This is a genomic window from Sodaliphilus pleomorphus (genome assembly GCF_009676955.1).
Lineage (GTDB): Bacteria > Bacteroidota > Bacteroidia > Bacteroidales > Muribaculaceae > Sodaliphilus > Sodaliphilus pleomorphus.
Genome location: NZ_CP045696.1, coordinates 2,781,204 through 2,797,164 on the forward strand (window position 1 = coordinate 2,781,204; position 15,961 = coordinate 2,797,164).

Below are 15,961 nucleotides of genomic sequence, written 5' to 3' on the forward strand. Positions count from 1 at the left end.
GGCTTTGATTTTGGTGGCAATCACCACACAATGGTCGAGAGTGCAGCACAGGTGCTATTGTGCTTTGGTCACAAGTCACGGCCGCTCGACGATGCTGGTGTTGAAAACCAGCCTCTTCCTGCTTGCGGCAATCACGTCGTTCATCGTCTTGAAGGTGTAGCCGCGTGCACGCAGGCCGTCGATGATCTCGCCCAGGTGGTCATACACGCGGTCGGCCTGCGTGCGTCCAGGGTAGTTCATGGCATGCACGAGCAGTATCACGCCGTTCATGCCATGCTTGGCCTCATAGTCCCACAGTTGTTGCATGATGTCGTGGGCCGAGACGTAGTTTTTGTCGCCTGGCGCGGCCCAGTCCATGTCGGTTTTAATACCTGGCGTGGGGCTTATCAGGTGGTAGCCCAGTCGTTGCAACTCGTCGACGTTTTCCTGATTGTAGGTCTCATAGGGCGGTATCATCCAGCAGTATTGACTTTTCTTGAGCCCAACTTCGCCCAGTTTCTTTTCCATGAGCTTGATGTCGTTGTCGATCGAGTCGCGCGTCACCAGGCTCTTCTCGCCGTCGCACATGAGCAGGTGGCCGTAGGAGTGGGCCGAGAGATAGTGTCCCTCGTCGACGATGCGCTTGATGGCGGCTTTGTACTGGGGTTGATCGAAGCATAGGCCAGTGGGGAAGAACGAGCCTCGCACCTTCTTCTCTTTCAAGACGTCGAGCACAGGCACGATGCCGTCGAAGTTCTCAAAGTGGCCGTTGTCGTTGGTACTGTAGTGGGCCGTGAACACGAGGTACACTGCCTTGCACTTGGGGTTGATGCGGCGTGTCACGCCATACTGGTCGTTTTCAAGTTCTATGCAGGCCCGCTTGGGGGCTTTCTTTGTGTGCTTGCCGGTGGCCTGGCATGGGAAGCCGGCGACCACGGCAAGTACTGCAGCAAGTAAAAGAATGATTTTTGTTTTCATTTTGTTTGTAAGTGTAGTTTATGGTGTCGTAAAGTTACACATTTTTCTCGTCATGTTATCCATCGCCACGCCAACTCTTGGCCATAAAAAAGTCACAGCCTCTCGACGAAGATGGAGAGACCGTGACCGTTGCAGGTTGACAGATGCTACCTTAAAGCCCTGTTTATTTCACTTCAAAGTTGTCGGTGTAGCGGTTGAGCACGGTGGCAAAGTTCTCGTTGCGGCGCAGGAGTTTCAGGTTCACATAGTACTCCTCGCTCACCTCGGCCAGAAACTTGCTGCCGAAGCCATTGGCCAGGGCGCTTTCAAAGTACTTGAGCGCCTGCTCGTCGGCAGGGTCGATGTCGCTGAGCAATGCTGCGGCATAGTAGTAGGCTTCGCCGCCTGGCAGTGGGTTGTCGGCAATGATTTTTCGGGCCCACTGGCGTGCTTCCTCGTCCTTGCCTATCTCGTGCAAGGCAAAGCCACGCAGGCTGGCCATGTTGTCGCCGTTGGCGAGCATGGCCGAGAAATCGGCGAGAGCCTCGTCGGGTTTTCTCAGGCGATACTTGCTGATGAAGCCGCGCAGCAAGAGAGCCTCGTTGTTGTGCGGGTCGGCTGCGATGACCTTGTTGAGCGCGTTCATGGCCTCGTCCTTTTGCCCCAGAGCATAGAGGTTGCGGGCCTCGGCGATGAGCACCGGGGCATAGTTGGGTTTCAGTGCCTCGGCTTCTTTGAGCACGCTGATGGCCAGTGCATAGTTGTTGCCTGTGCCTTGATAGCGGGTGATTTGTGCCTTGAGCACATAGGCATCGATTGCCGTGGGCGATTTCTGTAGGGCTTTGTTCACATTTTTCAGTGCCTCGTCATACATGGTGAGCTCAAACTGGCACCGGGCTGCATCCTCATAGATGGTGTAGTCGTCGTAGAAGTTGTTGTCGATGATGATGTTGAAGTCGTGCAGGGCCTGGCCGTAGTGCAAGTAGGTCTTGGCTATCTCGGCGCGCAGATAGTAGAAGTTGCCCTGACGCGGAGCATTGTCGATGGCCCGTTGCAAGGCGCTCATCACTGCATCGTAGTGGGCGTTGCTCATCGCCCACAGCTCGGCAATGCCCTTGTTGCCGCCCGAGCTCAGACTCATGGCTATGATATAGTCCTCGGCCGCATTCTCATAGGCGCCTATGGTCTTGTACACGTTGGCGCGGTTGTAGTACACCGTTGGGTCTTGTGGAAATAGCTTCACGGCCCGGTCGCAGAACTCGATGGCCTTGTCGTTGTTGCCGCGTTGTGCCTCTACTTGTGCCAGACCGTAGAAGGCATCATAGTTTTGCGGGCTTTGGCGCAGAATGGCGTTGAAACCGCTCTCGGCCTCGGTGAGGTTGCCTTGCTTGAGGGCGAGTTTGGCAGTGAGGTCGATGCCGTTGAGGCTGCTCGGATTGATGGCGGTTGCCCGCTGCAAGTCTTGGGCTTCGGCAGCTGTGTTGCCTTGCGCGTCATAGAGTTTGGCGCGCAGGATGAGTGCGTCGTAGAGCTGGTCGGCCTCCTTCTCAGGGCACTGGCTGATGACGATGTTGATATCGTCGAGCGACTTGGCATAGTCGCCGTTGAAGTAGAGTTGCATAGCCCGGGCATAGCGCACGTCGTAGGCGTCGGGTGTCTCGGCCAGCTGGTCGTCGTAGACCTTCATTACGGCAGCTCTTATCTTCTGAGCAGTAGAGTCCTCGTCGCTGGCCGCCTTTTGGGCTTGTGCCGAGATGCCGATCATGGCAATTGCCATGACGAGGATGAGATACTTGAGTTTAATCGTTGCTTTCATCTTTTGCTATTTATTGTTTTTGTTGATTTCGTTTATTGTCATGCGCAGTGTCGTGAGTCGCTCGAGCAGGCCTTCAAGCCTGTCGAGGCGCAACATGTTGGCCCCGTCGCTCTTGGCATTTGCCGGGTCGGGATGTGTCTCGAGAAAGATGCCGTCGGCGCCCGTGGCAATGGCGGCCCGGGCAATGGTCTCGATGAGCTCGGGGCGTCCTCCTGTCACGCCCTTGCTCTGGTTGGGCTGTTGCAGCGAGTGGGTGATGTCGACAATCACGGGGGCATACTTGCGCATGACGGGGATGCCGCGGTAGTCGACGATGAGATCCTGGTAGCCGAAGGTGGTGCCGCGCTCGGTGATGGTCACCTCGTCGTTGCCGGCTTCACGCACCTTCTGCACGGCATATTGCATAGCCTCGGGCGATAGAAACTGGCCTTTCTTCACATTCACCATCTTGCCCGTGTGGGCGGCAGCCACAAGCAGGTCGGTCTGGCGGCACAAGAATGCGGGAATTTGCAACACATCGACATATTGTGCTGCCATTGCAGCCTCGCTGGGGGTGTGGATGTCGGTTACAACGGGGATGCCCAGCGTCTCTCTCACTTTGCGCAATATTTTGAGCGCCTTCTCGTCGCCTATGCCTGTGAAGGAGTCCAGACGCGAGCGGTTGGCTTTGCGGTAACTGCCCTTGAACACATAGGGTATATTGAGACGGCTGGCCACGCCAAGCACTTTTTCGGCAATGTTGAGTGCCATCGATTCGCCTTCGATTACACAGGGACCGGCGAGCAGAAAAAAATTGCCGGTGGGAGATGACATTAATTCTTTTATCATTTTTTTCTTTTGCTTTCAGCCGTCGGGCTTGTAGCTTCGACGGTAATATGTTTTAATGTTGCTTTATTAATTTTTCACGTTGATCGATTGCATGGCATGCTGCCACGGCCCACATGGCTGCAGTCTCGGTGCGCAGCCGGCTTTGACCCAGCGACACGGGTGTGAAGCCAGCCTTGAGAGCTGCCTCTATTTCGGCCGGGCTGAAGTCGCCTTCGGGCCCTATCACAATCATGGTGTTGTGGCCTGGCACATACTCCCGGGCAAAGTCCTTGCGCTGCTCACGCGGCAGCGAGGGGTCGATGTAGGCAATATATTTGTCGCCGGCAAAAGGCTCGGCCAGCAACGTGCCCAGCGGCGTCATCTCGTCGAGCACGGGCAGTGTGGCTTTGAGCGACTGCTTCATGGCGGCCACGAGTATCTTGCGCAGCCGCTCGGTCTTGAGCACCTTGCGCTCGCTGTTGTTGCACAGCAGGGGCACAATGCGGTCGACGCCCATCTCGGTCACACGGTCGGCCATGTCCTCGATGCGGTCGATGTTTTTGGGCGGTGCCACAGCAATCACTATCTTGTGCCCCCAGTGGGGCGGCACGTGCTGGGTGGCCACAATCTCGAGACAGCACCGCTTGGGGTGAGCCATGACAATGCGGCAGCGATACAGGTTTCCGCGGCCGTCGACGACCTCTATCTCGTCGCCCTCGACGAGCCGCAGCACCCGCACGCAGTGCTTCGACTCTTCCTCGGGAAGCGCCTGCATGTGCTCGATATCGGGATGATAGAAACGATGCATGACCTCGTGTGCGCTATGCCTGCTGGCCGTTGTGCTTGTACTTGAACAGTAGCATGAATGCAATGGCTACGACCAGCGCAAAGGCGGCAAAGATAAACCATGCGCTCGACCAGTCGCCCACAAGATAGCCTCCCTCATTGTAGTGGCAGTAGTGGTTCACAATCTTGCCTGCTGCAAGGGTGCCTATGGTGGCCCCGAGCCCGTTGGTCATGAGCATGAACAAGCCCTGGCCCGAGGCCCGCACGCTGGCATCACACTCCTTGTCGACAAACAGACCGCCCGACACATTGAAGAAGTCGAAGGCCACGCCATAGACGATGCAGGAGAGAATGAACAATATGACGCCTGGAAATGCAGGGTTGCCCAGGCCGAAGAAGCCGAAGCGCAGCACCCAGGCAAACATGGCAATGAGCATCACTGTCTTGATGCCGTAGCGCTTCAGGAAGAATGGAATGAGCAGGATGCACAGGGCCTCGGCCACTTGCGAGAGCGAGACAAGCATGGTAGCATTGTTGGCGCCAAACGAGTTGGCTATGGCCGGATCGGTGCTGCCCTTGAAACTGGTGATGAATGGTGTGGCAAAGCCATTGGTCACCTGCAGCGACATGCCCAGCAGCATCGAGAATATGAAGAACAGGGCCATCTTGCGACGTTTAAACAGCTTGAAGGCGTCAAGCCCAAGGGTCTGTGCCAGCGATTGCTTGGGCTTGCTCACCAGCTTGCACTGCGGCAGGGTGAGGCAGTAGAGAAACAGTATCACACCCAGCACACCCGACACCAAAAATTGCATGTAGGTGTACTGGAACTTTCCCTCGCTCGGTGCCAGCGTAAGGCTGAAGGTGCCATTGTCGAGTGTGGCGCAGTTCACAAACCACATTGTGGCGATAAAGCCCACGGTGCCAAACACGCGTATCGGCGGGAAATCTTTGACCGTGTCATAGCCGTTGTCCTTGAGAATGGTGAATGCCGTGGTGTTGGCCAGAGCCAGTGTGGGCATGTAGAAGGCCACACTCACGGTATACACGGCGATAAACGCAGCCTCGTTGGGATTGGTCCCGGCCGCACTTGCCGAGTAGCCCATGTAGCACAGGGCTATCATGGCCAGCCCGGCGCCCAGGTGGCACAGACCCAGCAGGCGTTGGGGTTGTACCCACTTGTCGCCCACGATGCCCATGAGGGTGGGCATGAATATCGATACTATGCCTTGCAAGGCATAGAACCAGGCTATTTCGGTGCCCATGCCGGCTTTTACAAGATAGTTGCCCATGCATGTGAGATAGGCACCCCATACAGCGAACTCCAGGAAGTTCATCACTGTAAGTCTTACTTTCAGATGTTTCATAGTCAAGTTTATATTAACGCTATTCGTTAGAAGTTTTGTTTCCTTGTTCAGGCGACTCTCCGCGATGGGTGCGTGCCTTGATGATCTTCTGTATCTCGGCTGCACGCTCATATTCCTCGTCTTCCACATATTTTTCCAAGCGCCGTTGCAGCACCTCGATGGGTTGCTCCTCGAGCGGCTTGTGGGCCTGATGGGCAATGGGGGCGTTCTCGCCGTCCTTGGTTTCCATGATGATGCCCGTCTTGTCTACAATCTCGGGCGTGGTGAAGATGGGAGCCCCCGTGCGCAGGGCCAGGGCCACGGCATCGCTGGTGCGCGAGTCGAGCGAGATGTGACGCTCGCCGTCGTTGAGTTTCAACTCGCTCATAAACACGCCGTCTTTGAACTTATAGATAAACACCTCGTCGAGCGAAATGCCGTAGGCGTGCATCATGCTCACCATCAAGTCGTGCGACATGGGACGGGGCGGAATGATGTTTTCGAGCCTCATGGCTATTGCCTGGGCTTCGGCAAGTCCCACGACAATGGGTATGCGGTAGGGACCGTCGACCTCGGCAAGCAGCAAGGCGTAGGCGCCGCTTTGCACGGGGTTGTAGGTAATGCCCAATACTTTCAACTCAATTTTGTCTTCCATATCTATCTCTCTATTGTAAGTCTACTTTTGTGTCTTTTTTTCTTAAACTTATATCTTTTGACCCGTTATCACACCGCTGCCATAGCACAAGTGGTGATTTCTGTCGTAGATCACGGCAAACTGCCCGGGAGCTATGCCCTGCACGTCGCGCTCACTCTCGATCACCCACTCGCTGCCGCGCAGGTGGGTGAAACGGGCCGGCATGAAGATGGGGGTGTGGCGGTTTTTGAATGTGATCTCAAACGTGCCTTCCTGCCCTTGCCAGGGGTTGCCCGAGATGAAGTGCATCTCGTCGAGGTGCAGCACGCGGCCATATTGCTTGGCCGTGCCATAGCCGTTGCTCACATAGATGGCGTTGTCGGCTATGTTCTTCTTCACCACATACCACGGCCCGCCGCTCAATCCCAGGCCCTTGCGTTGCCCTATGGTGTGGAACCAGTAGCCGTTGTGCTCGCCCAGCTTGCGTCCCGTTTCTATCTCGATGATGGGACCGCGCTTCACGCCCAGGTGACGGCGTATGAAGTCGTTGTAGTTGATTTGCCCCAGGAAGCATATGCCCTGGCTGTCTTTGCGGTAGGCATTGGGCATCTTCACCTCTTGCGCAATGCGGCGCACCTCGCTCTTGGGCAGGTTGCCTATGGGAAACATCACGTGCTCGAGCTGCTCGTGGGTGATTTGGGCCAAAAAGTCGGTCTGGTCTTTTACCGGGTCGACCGCAGTGGCCAGATACTTGATGCCCCCCACGCAGTCGGTGGTGGCATAGTGGCCGGTGGCCGTCATGTCGAAGTCCTTGCCCCAACGCTGCTCAAAGTAGCCAAACTTTATCATGAGGTTGCACATCATGTCGGGGTTGGGCGTGAGCCCTGCCTTCACGGTGCGCAGTGCATAGTCCATCACGTTGTCCCAGTATTCCTGGTGCAGCGACACCACGTCAAGGGGCAGCCCGTATTTCTTGGCTATCAAGGTGCACATCTCAATGTCTTCCTCGGCGCTGCAGTCGCCCTCGTCGTCGTCCATGCCTATCTGTATATAGAACAGGTGCAAGTCGTGCTTGCCCTCTTCAACCAGCTTGTGCACTACCACGGCGCTGTCGACGCCGCCCGATATCAATACTGCTATATTCATGTCTTCTGTTTCTTAATTGTTGTGGCGCTCAAGCCTTGTCGAGCACCTCGTCGTCCTCCTTGCTGCGGTCGAGCAGCAGCGTTGCGATCACATAGTCGACCGATATCTTCCCCGGGCCGGCCAGCAGCATGTAGATGAATATGCCGCAAAACATGACAGGGTAGCCAGGCTTGAAGATAAACACCTGGCTGGCCGGGTCGGCACCGTGCCCCATGAGCATGACGGTGATGCACACCATGAGCACAAGCGAGGGAATGAGAGCGATGCGCATCATCAGCCCCAGAATGATGCAGGTGGCGCACACCAGCTCGATGGCCGTGACGACCGCAATCGACACCTCGGGCGTCATGCCGCACAGGCCAGGAAACACCTGGGCAATCTCGTCGAAATGCATGATTTGCCGCAATCCGAATTGAAGAAACATCACGCCTGTAAACAGCCGCAGAAACAACCGCGACAGGTTGCTGTAGGTGTGCCCGGCGCTGTATAGAAACAAATTTTTTACCGTTGATGAAACCATATCTCGTTGTTATGCCTTATGTCTCCTTAATTGTAGAATGCACGTTTTATGAAGTCGACTGTCACATTCTTGGTCTGAATCACGTGCTTGTTGTCGAGAATAAACAGCGAGGGCACGCCCCTCACGTCGATCTGCTTGTATACCTCGGGGCTTGCCACCAGTGTCCAGTTGGGGTACTGCGAGGCCTCGGCGAGAAATTGCCGCGTGTTTTTGCCGGTGTAGATGTTGATCACCTTCATGTAGCCGGCCTTGATCGACTCGTTCACACCCACGTCAACACTCAGGCGGGTGCGCTCGAGCGGACTGTCGGCATCGTCGCCCGTGAAGAAGAGCAGCACCATCTGGGCCGAGTCGGCAGGCAGGTCGTAGAGCTTCTTCTTGCCGCTGCCGTCGCTCACGTCGATGTTGGGCATCTCGGCGCCCAGCCGCGAGGCATCGATGCGGCTGTACAGGTCTTTGTAGAGCGCCTTGTCCTTGCCAGGCACCCACGAGGCGTCGAGCACGCACTTCAAAAATGTGAGATACACGTCGTCTTTCACCCCGGGATTGTTCAAGTAGAGCAGCAGGCTGGCCGCATCCATGAGCTTCATGAAGTTCGGCTTGTTGGCCTGCGCCTTAAACATCAGGCTCCTTATGGCTCCCAGCGCCACGTTGCCGTTGGCCTGCTTCATGAAGCTTATGAAGTCGCTCATCGCCGTCACCAGCAGGCTGTCGGTCGCCGGCGTGAGCTGCTTGGTCACGTCAAAGTTGTCCCAAAAGTGCAGCGTGCAGTAGTTGAACCTCGACTCGGTGGTGCTGCATGTGTCGGGGGCCGAGGGGTAGGCAAACAGCGTCTTGTAGTCAGCCCCGCTCGCCTCAATCCCCGCCAGGGAGAGAATTAAAAAAGTGAATAAAGTCAAAAACTTTTTCATGTCGGTCGTTGTAATAAATCTACATTTTTCCAATTAAATAGTAAAGGTACTACAAAGTGCTCAATTGCCCAAATTATTGCCCCGAAAAGCGCCACAATCCCCCAATTTTGTCGTCATTTTTAAATTTTCGCCCGGTTCAACTGGCCGGTGTAAAATTAGCGATTTGCCAGTAGAAAACATTTTGGGAGAATCGAAATTTATTTTTTTTATCGGGGTCTGCCGTTTAATTTAACTTTGAGGCGATTAGATTAAAATTCTGATCGGAGGCATTTTAGTATAAATTGAAATAACATATTTGGACAGTTGGATTGTAGTAAACCAGACATTTTAAAACAATAACGTTATGCCTTTTCTTGTAGATTGATTACTCAAACATTATCAAATGTGAATATTCATTGATAAATTTGCTAAAATGACGCCTTTTGCGTCATTTCTTGTGGGTGGGTGCGGGTGGATGGGCACGTGCTTTGTTTTGACTGGGGTGGCTGCTTGGTTGTGTCTTTTTTTAGAAAAAAGTGGTATCTTTACGGCATGAAACGGTATCAGGTTTATTTTCAGTACTTCAACCAGGGCGAGACGGGCAGCGATGCCTACCGCTTTGCCAGCCCCGAGGAGGCTCGCGCCAAGGTCGAGGAGCTGCGCGAGGCCATTGTGGCTGGTTTTGACGCCAGGGGAGACCTCGAGGTGATCGACGAGGACGATTTCTACGGCATCATGGACCGCGCCACAGGCGACTATGCCAAGGTGATCATCGCGCCTGGCCTGGGCAAGTAGCGGTGGCGGCGGCACTGGCGGCACTGGCTGCCAAACTGCATGCTTGGGCAGTGTGAATTTAATATAATTATCTTCTCTTTGCTACGCTTAGTCATTAATTTGTTGTACTTTTGCGGGCAAAATGAAGTTAGGAAATTTTGATGTTATGCGCACAATCAGTATGATTCTTATGGCTGCTCTTGCAGTTTTCTCCTCGACGGCCAACACACGCGAGGCCCTCAACAAGCTCTACAACGCCGAGTATGCCATCCGCAACCTGTATGTCGACACTGTAAACGAGGACAAGCTGGTGGAGAATGCCATCATGGGCATGCTCGAGAAGCTCGACCCGCACTCGTCCTATACCAACGCCAAGGAGACCAAGGCTCTTGAGGAGCCGCTGCAAGGCGAGTTCTCGGGCATAGGCATCCAGTACAACATGAAGCAGGACACGCTCTATGTGATACAGACCGTGGCCGGCGGCCCGTCGGAGCGCGTGGGCATCTTGCCGGGCGACCGCATCGTGATGGTGAACGACACTGCCATTGCAGGTGTGAAAATGAGCAACAGTGCTATCCAGAAGCGGCTGCGCGGCAAGAAGGGCACCAAGGTGACCGTGAAGGTGAAGCGCGGTGCCGACCCTCAGCTCATCACCTTTGTCATCACGCGCGACCGCATTCCGCTCTACAGCGTGGATGCCAGCTACATGCTCGACGACAAGACGGGCTACATCAAGATTTCCAGTTTTGGCAACAAGACCTATGCCGAGATGATGCAGGCGCTGGCCAAGCTCTCGCAGCAGGGCATGAAACAGGTGGTCGTCGACCTGAGCGACAACGGCGGCGGCTTTATGAATGCAGCCATCGAGATGTGCAACGAGTTTCTCGACAACGGGCAGATGATTGTGTACACCCAGGGGACCAATGCCCCGCGCAGCGAGGCCAAGGCCATGGGCAACGGCCGCTACAAGGACTTGAAGATGGCCATCATCGTGAGCCAGTACAGTGCCTCGGCAGCCGAGATTTTCACCGGCGCCATGCAAGACTGGGACCGCGCTGTGGTGGTGGGCCGTCGCACCTTCGGCAAGGGCCTGGTGCAGCGCCCCATCCGCTTCGAAGACAACTCGATGATGCGCCTCACCGTGGCCCGCTACTACACGCCCTCGGGCCGATGCGTGCAGAAGCCCTACAAGAAGGGCAACAAGAAGGCCTATGAAGACGACATCATCGACCGCTCCAAGACGGGCGAGTACTATCACATCGACAGTATCCAGTTCAACGATTCGCTCAAGTATACCACGCTCAAAAATCACCGTGTGGTGTATGGCGGCGGCGGCATTATTCCCGACATTTTTGTGCCTGTCGACACCAGCGAGTACAGCACCTACTATCGCGACATGCTGGCCAAGGGTGTCATCTACCAGTATGCGCTCGACTACGTCGACAAGCATCGTGCCGAGCTCAAGTCGCGCTATGCCACAGCGGCCGACTTCGACAAGAAGTTTGAGTTGACCGCGGCCGACATGCAGGCCTTCATTGCCGCCGGCGAGAAGGCCAAGGTGAGCTACAACGAGAAGGGCTTCACGACCAGCAAGGGTGTATTTGGCACTGTGCTCAAGGGGATTATAGGGCGCGACTTGTATAGCGACCAGGGCGTGTACAGCATGATTGTGAACCATCGCAACCCCGACTTGCAGGCGGCCCTCAAGGTGCTCAACGACGAGAGTCGTTTCCAGTCGTTGCTGCACGACGGCAACCCCGAGTATGCCAAGCTGGCTGCCGAGCACAAGGCCCGTGAGGAGGCAGCCAAGGCTGCTGCCCAGAAAAAGTGAACCCGCTCGCCCCTCACTCGAGTGAGGCACGCGACGGCGGGTTTGCCCCTCGTGCGTGTAGCACGCATGCACACGTGTGCTTTCCTTGCTTGTTGCAGTGATTTTATTTTTTTTTAGCCCTCGTGCCACAAGCGACAGTGCGGCCAGGGCCTTGCAACTGCTGCTGTAGCCAGCCGTGGCGGCAGGGGGTGGTTATGACTTTTTGATTTGTTTATTGTTTTTCTATGCCAGCTGTAAAGGAAATGACATCGGGGCGGCCGTTGCCCCTCATCTTGAATTTTTCGGTGCCGTTGCTGTTGGGCAACATGCTGCAGCAGACCTACAGCATCGTCGATGCTGCCATCGTGGGCCAGTGCCTGGGCATCAATGCCCTGGCCAGTGTGGGCGCCAGTGGCAGCGTGATTTTTCTCATTCTCGGGTTTTGCAATGGCTGTTGCGGCGGCTTTGCCATCCCGGTGGCGCAAAAGTTTGGCGCGCGCGACTACCGGTCGATGCGGCGGCTGGTGGCCATGAGCTTCAAGGTGTCGGGCATCATGGCTGTGCTTGTGGCGGCCGTCACGTGCGTGTTGTGCCCCTACATTCTGCATTGGATGCAGACGCCCGAAGTGATTTTCAGTGATGCCAATGCCTATTTGTTTGTCACCTTTCTGGGCATTCCGGCCACGCTGTTCTACAACCTGCTCTCGAGTGTGATCAGGGCACTGGGCGACAGCAAAACGCCCTCGTGGTTCCTGCTGTTTTCGACCGTGCTCAACATTGTGCTCGACCTGGTGTGCATCCTGGTCCTGGGCTGGGGCGTGGCCGGCGCGGCTATTGCCACAGTGGTGGCTCAAGCCGTGTCGGCGGTGCTGTGCTATGTGTACATGAAAAAGAAATTTGCCATTCTTCACATGCAGGAGGGCGACAATCGCTGGCATGCGGGCCTGGCTCGCACGCTGCTCAGCGTGGGAGTGCCCATGGGGCTTCAATACTCGATCACGGCCATAGGCAGCATCATGCTTCAAAGCAGCAACAACGCACTGGGAGAGAATTATATAAGTGCCTTTACCGCAGCCATGCGCATCAAGATGTTCTGCATGTGCCCGCTCGACAGCCTGGGCATGGCCATGGCCACCTATTGCGGTCAGAACTTCGGCGCCGGGCACCCGCATCGCATATGGGCCGGCATCAAAGACGCCAGCAAGCTCATGCTGCTCTATTCGGCATTTATGGCTGTGGTGCTGTGGTCGGGGGCCCACATCTTTGCCCGGCTTTTCATTTCATCGCACGAGCAGGTCGTGATAGGTTACACATCACGGTTTCTGCATGTTTCGGTATCCTTCTTCGTGGCTCTTGGGGTGTTGTCGATCTTGCGCTACTCGATTCAGGGCGCAGGCTACACCAAGCTGGCCATGGGCAGCGGGGTGAGCGAGATGATTGCGCGCGTGGCGGTGAGCGTGCTGGCTGTGCCGGCATGGGGCTACTGGGCCATATGTTTCGGCGACCCCATTGCGTGGTGTTGCGCCTGCCTGTTTCTTGTGCCAGCCTTTTTCTATGTCTACAGGCAGATGAAGCGGCGGTTACAGGTGCAGCCCGTTTAGCAGCACAATATAGGTGTCGATAGCCTCGCGCACCTCGTCGCACTCGATATACTCGTCGGCCGTGTGGCTGCGGCTCGACTGGCCAGGTCCCATCTTCAACGAGGGGAACGGCATCAGGGCCTGGTCGCTCAAGGTGGGCGAGCCATAGGGCTCCTTGCCCAGCATCACAGCTCGCTGCACGAGCGGGTGGCTGGCATCGATGCTCGACGGGTTGAGCCGTGTGGAGTGGGGCGTGAGCGCGCACCCTGGCACGGCCTCGCGCAGGAGCTGCAGGGTCTCGGCATTGGTGTAGGCATCGGTCGTGCGCACGTCGATGAGCATCTTGCACACGTCGGGCACGATGTTGTGCTGCTGGCCCGCCTCTATCTTGGTCACAGTCACCTTCACCGGGCCCAGCGTGGGCGACACCTTTTCCCATTCCAGGTGTCGGAGCTTGTTGATGGCGTCCACAGCCAGGTAGATGGCATTCACACCCTCGTTGCGCGCAGCGTGTCCGGCCACACCATGCACCACAGCATCGAGCACCATGAGTCCTTTCTCGGCTATAGCTGGATTCATGCCAGTGGGCTCACCCACAAGTGCCACATCAATGCGGGGCAGCATGGGCAGCACCATTTCAATTCCGTCCTTGCCGCTCACTTCCTCTTCGGCCGAAGCCAGAAAAATAAAGTTGCAGGGCTGCTCGTGCCCGGCGAGCATGCGGTGGGCAGCCATGAGCGACACGACCGACGCGCCGTCGTCGTTGCTGCCCAGGCCATATATCCTGCCGCCCTCCTGGGTTGGGGTATAGGGGTCGTGCTTCCAGCCCTCGACAGGCTTCACAGTATCGAGGTGGGCGTTGAGCAGCACTGTAGGCTTGGCCGGGTCAAAGTCGGGCGGCATGCACCACAGGTTGTTGCCGCTGCGCTTAGGGTTCATGCCCCAAGCGCGCATGTGGTGCTCGACCACGCCAGCCACTTCATTTTCCTCTCTGCTCACCCGTGGGGTGGCAATCATCGCCTTCAGCAAGTCGATAGCTTCGTAGTAAATCTCGTCGATATCCATGTGTGCATCGTTTGTGTATTATGGGTCGCCAGCTCGGTGGCCCCCGGCCTGCAAAGATAATAAATTTTGCTTGCATGTTCTCCAGGCTGCGGCAATAGTCAATTTGGCTTTGACTCCATTGCCAAGTGCAAAATATTCGGCAGGTGCCAAATTAAAATGCCGTTTTATATTGATGACAGCAAGAGTTGATTTTTGTAGCAATCTTTAATGACAAGTATTGTTTTTTTTGATTAATTTTGTGGTCTATGGACAAATATGTTGTCAGAATAGTCCGGACCAGGAAGGAAATGAACGATTTTGTGAGATTGCCCTATAAAATCTATGCGGGCAACTCTTGCTATGTGCCAGATTTGGAGCTTGATGTGCGTGGCACCTTCAACCCGTCGCGCAATCCAGGGCTTGAATTTTCGAGCATAGCCGCCTTTGTCGCCTATGACGAGAGTCACCAGCCAGTGGGGCGCATTGCGGGCATTGTCAACCGCAAGGCCAACGCGACGTGGAAGGTGAAAACCGTGCGATTTGCCTTCATCGAGATGATCGACGACATCGAGGTCACACGCTTGCTGCTCGACGCTGTCGCCCAGTGGGGCAGGCAGCAGGGCATGACCGAGATTCAGGGTCCCATGGGCATCAGCGACTTTGACAAAGAGGGAATGCTTGTCGACGACTTTGACATCGAGGGCTCGGCCATTGCCATCTACAACCCGGCCTACTATCCCCGCCACTTGGAAGCCTTGGGCTATGCCAAGGCGGTCGACTGGGTCTCGGTGCGCGTCAAGGTGCCCCCCACGTTGCCCGCGCGTTTTGCCAAAGCCGCCAGCATGGTCACGCGGCTCTACGGCTTGCGAGTGCGCAAACTCACAGGCCGCGAAATCATCAAGGGTGGCTATGGCCACAAAATTTTTCATTTGCTCAACGAGGCCTACAAGCCGCTGTATGGTTTCTCCGAGTTCAGCGAGGAGCAAATCGACTACTTAGTGAAGAAATTCATGCCTCTTGTCGACTACAAGCGCATGATGCCTGTGGTGACCGACAAGAAAGGTGACCTGGTGGGGGTGGCCATCACCATGTGCAGCTTGAGCCACGCCCTGAAAAAGGCTGGCGGGCGCCTGCTGCCCTTTGGCTGGTTTCACTTGTTGCGTGCGCTCAAGGGCCGACACAGCGATATGGCCGACCTGCTGCTGGTGGCAGTGCGCACCGACTATCAGGGACTGGGCGTGAATGCTCTGTTTTTTGCCGATCTGGTCAAGGTCTACAACCAAATGGGAATCAAGGTGGCGCAGACGGGGCCGCAATTGGAGACCAATGTGAAGGAATTGTCGCAATGGAAGCTCTTCGACCCGCAATATGTGTGTAGACGACGCTGCTATTGCAAGAAAATATAACGCGCTATATACACTCTTTAAAATATATATATCTGTTGACAATAAAAAATCACAGTGTAGTTGTCGCAGGAATGGGGATAAGGTCTTGTTTAGGCACCACTGTTGAACAATTGAGCCACGCCACACTGTAGCCTGCGGCAGCAGTACGATTTTCCAGTTGAAGTACTCAACTGCGACATATTTTTAATCATAAGAGCAACGCTATGACACGTGAAGAAATTATCAAGAGTATAAACCAGGAAATTGCCGACGAGTATGGAGTGGATGCGTCGGTGATCAACCCCGATGCTGTTATCTTTGATACGTTGAACCTCGACAGCCTCAGCCTTGTCGACCTGGTGGGTATCGTGCAGTTCAAGTGCAAGGTGCTTATCCCGTCAGCCGAGCTCAAGTCGATCAAGACATTCAGCGACCTCTACGATTACGTCGAGAGTCATCTTCCCGACAACAATAAGCAATGACTGCCCAC

15 protein-coding genes are annotated in these 15,961 nt (G+C 55.5%); 5 read left to right on the plus strand and 10 right to left on the minus strand.

Translation table 11 applies throughout. The features are described from left to right. Positions 1-75: 75 nt before the first annotated feature. The 9 genes from GF423_RS11475 to GF423_RS11515 all read right to left on the minus strand — a co-directional run bounded on the left by GF423_RS11475 (position 76) and on the right by GF423_RS11515 (position 8,899). Positions 76-957 carry a polysaccharide deacetylase family protein gene (locus tag GF423_RS11475; RefSeq protein ID WP_154328489.1) on the minus strand — a complete coding sequence of 294 codons (882 nt, stop codon included), beginning with the start codon at positions 955-957 and terminating at the stop codon, positions 76-78. Between the two features lie 163 nt (positions 958-1,120). Continuing rightward, positions 1,121-2,752 (minus strand): tetratricopeptide repeat protein, encoded by a 1,632-nt coding sequence (locus GF423_RS11480; protein ID WP_154328490.1) that lies wholly within the window; start codon positions 2,750-2,752, stop codon positions 1,121-1,123. A gap of 6 nt (positions 2,753-2,758) precedes the next feature. Continuing rightward, the gene (kdsA, locus tag GF423_RS11485; RefSeq protein WP_154328491.1) at positions 2,759-3,580 is read right to left on the minus strand and encodes a 3-deoxy-8-phosphooctulonate synthase; all 822 of its coding nucleotides are present in this window, start codon (positions 3,578-3,580) and stop codon (positions 2,759-2,761) included. Between the two features lie 52 nt (positions 3,581-3,632). After that, positions 3,633-4,367 carry a 16S rRNA (uracil(1498)-N(3))-methyltransferase gene (locus tag GF423_RS11490; protein WP_154328492.1) on the minus strand — a complete coding sequence of 245 codons (735 nt, stop codon included), beginning with the start codon at positions 4,365-4,367 and terminating at the stop codon, positions 3,633-3,635. Positions 4,368-4,380: 13 nt separating this feature from the next. Next, positions 4,381-5,709 carry an MFS transporter gene (locus tag GF423_RS11495; RefSeq protein WP_154328493.1) on the minus strand — a complete coding sequence of 443 codons (1,329 nt, stop codon included), beginning with the start codon at positions 5,707-5,709 and terminating at the stop codon, positions 4,381-4,383. A gap of 19 nt (positions 5,710-5,728) precedes the next feature. After that, positions 5,729-6,343: a bifunctional nuclease family protein gene (locus GF423_RS11500; protein ID WP_154328494.1), complete on the minus strand. Its 615-nt coding sequence runs from the start codon at positions 6,341-6,343 to the stop codon at positions 5,729-5,731. A 48-nt stretch (positions 6,344-6,391) separates the two neighbouring features. Next, a complete protein-coding gene (gene mnmA / locus GF423_RS11505) occupies positions 6,392-7,468 on the minus strand; it encodes a tRNA 2-thiouridine(34) synthase MnmA (RefSeq protein WP_154328495.1) in 1,077 nt (358 codons plus the stop codon). 28 nt (positions 7,469-7,496) lie between these two features. Further along, complete coding sequence (locus GF423_RS11510; RefSeq protein WP_206113242.1) at positions 7,497-7,964, minus strand: DoxX family protein; 468 nt, start codon at positions 7,962-7,964, stop codon at positions 7,497-7,499. 50 nt (positions 7,965-8,014) lie between these two features. Further along, positions 8,015-8,899 (minus strand): DUF5106 domain-containing protein, encoded by an 885-nt coding sequence (locus tag GF423_RS11515; protein ID WP_154328497.1) that lies wholly within the window; start codon positions 8,897-8,899, stop codon positions 8,015-8,017. Positions 8,900-9,430: 531 nt separating this feature from the next. Between GF423_RS11515 and GF423_RS11520 the strand changes: the two genes are divergently transcribed. From GF423_RS11520 to GF423_RS11530, 3 genes are all read left to right on the plus strand, one after another. After that, positions 9,431-9,673 (plus strand): hypothetical protein, encoded by a 243-nt coding sequence (locus tag GF423_RS11520; RefSeq protein ID WP_154328498.1) that lies wholly within the window; start codon positions 9,431-9,433, stop codon positions 9,671-9,673. A gap of 169 nt (positions 9,674-9,842) precedes the next feature. Beyond that, positions 9,843-11,483 carry a S41 family peptidase gene (locus GF423_RS11525; RefSeq protein WP_241004956.1) on the plus strand — a complete coding sequence of 547 codons (1,641 nt, stop codon included), beginning with the start codon at positions 9,843-9,845 and terminating at the stop codon, positions 11,481-11,483. A gap of 224 nt (positions 11,484-11,707) precedes the next feature. Beyond that, positions 11,708-13,063 carry an MATE family efflux transporter gene (locus GF423_RS11530; RefSeq protein ID WP_154328500.1) on the plus strand — a complete coding sequence of 452 codons (1,356 nt, stop codon included), beginning with the start codon at positions 11,708-11,710 and terminating at the stop codon, positions 13,061-13,063. Here the strand turns inward: GF423_RS11530 and GF423_RS11535 are convergent. Continuing rightward, complete coding sequence (locus GF423_RS11535) at positions 13,043-14,107, minus strand: M20 family metallo-hydrolase (RefSeq protein ID WP_154328501.1); 1,065 nt, start codon at positions 14,105-14,107, stop codon at positions 13,043-13,045. The genes GF423_RS11530 and GF423_RS11535 overlap by 21 nt on opposite strands. Before the next feature lie 287 nt (positions 14,108-14,394). On the opposite strand from GF423_RS11535, the gene GF423_RS11540 reads away from it, so the two are divergent. Continuing rightward, positions 14,395-15,492: an N-acetyltransferase gene (locus GF423_RS11540; protein ID WP_235911749.1), complete on the plus strand. Its 1,098-nt coding sequence runs from the start codon at positions 14,395-14,397 to the stop codon at positions 15,490-15,492. 203 nt (positions 15,493-15,695) lie between these two features. After that, entirely contained in the window at positions 15,696-15,953 is a 258-nt protein-coding gene (locus GF423_RS11545; protein WP_154328503.1) for an acyl carrier protein, read from the plus strand. Positions 15,954-15,961 lie beyond the last annotated feature (8 nt).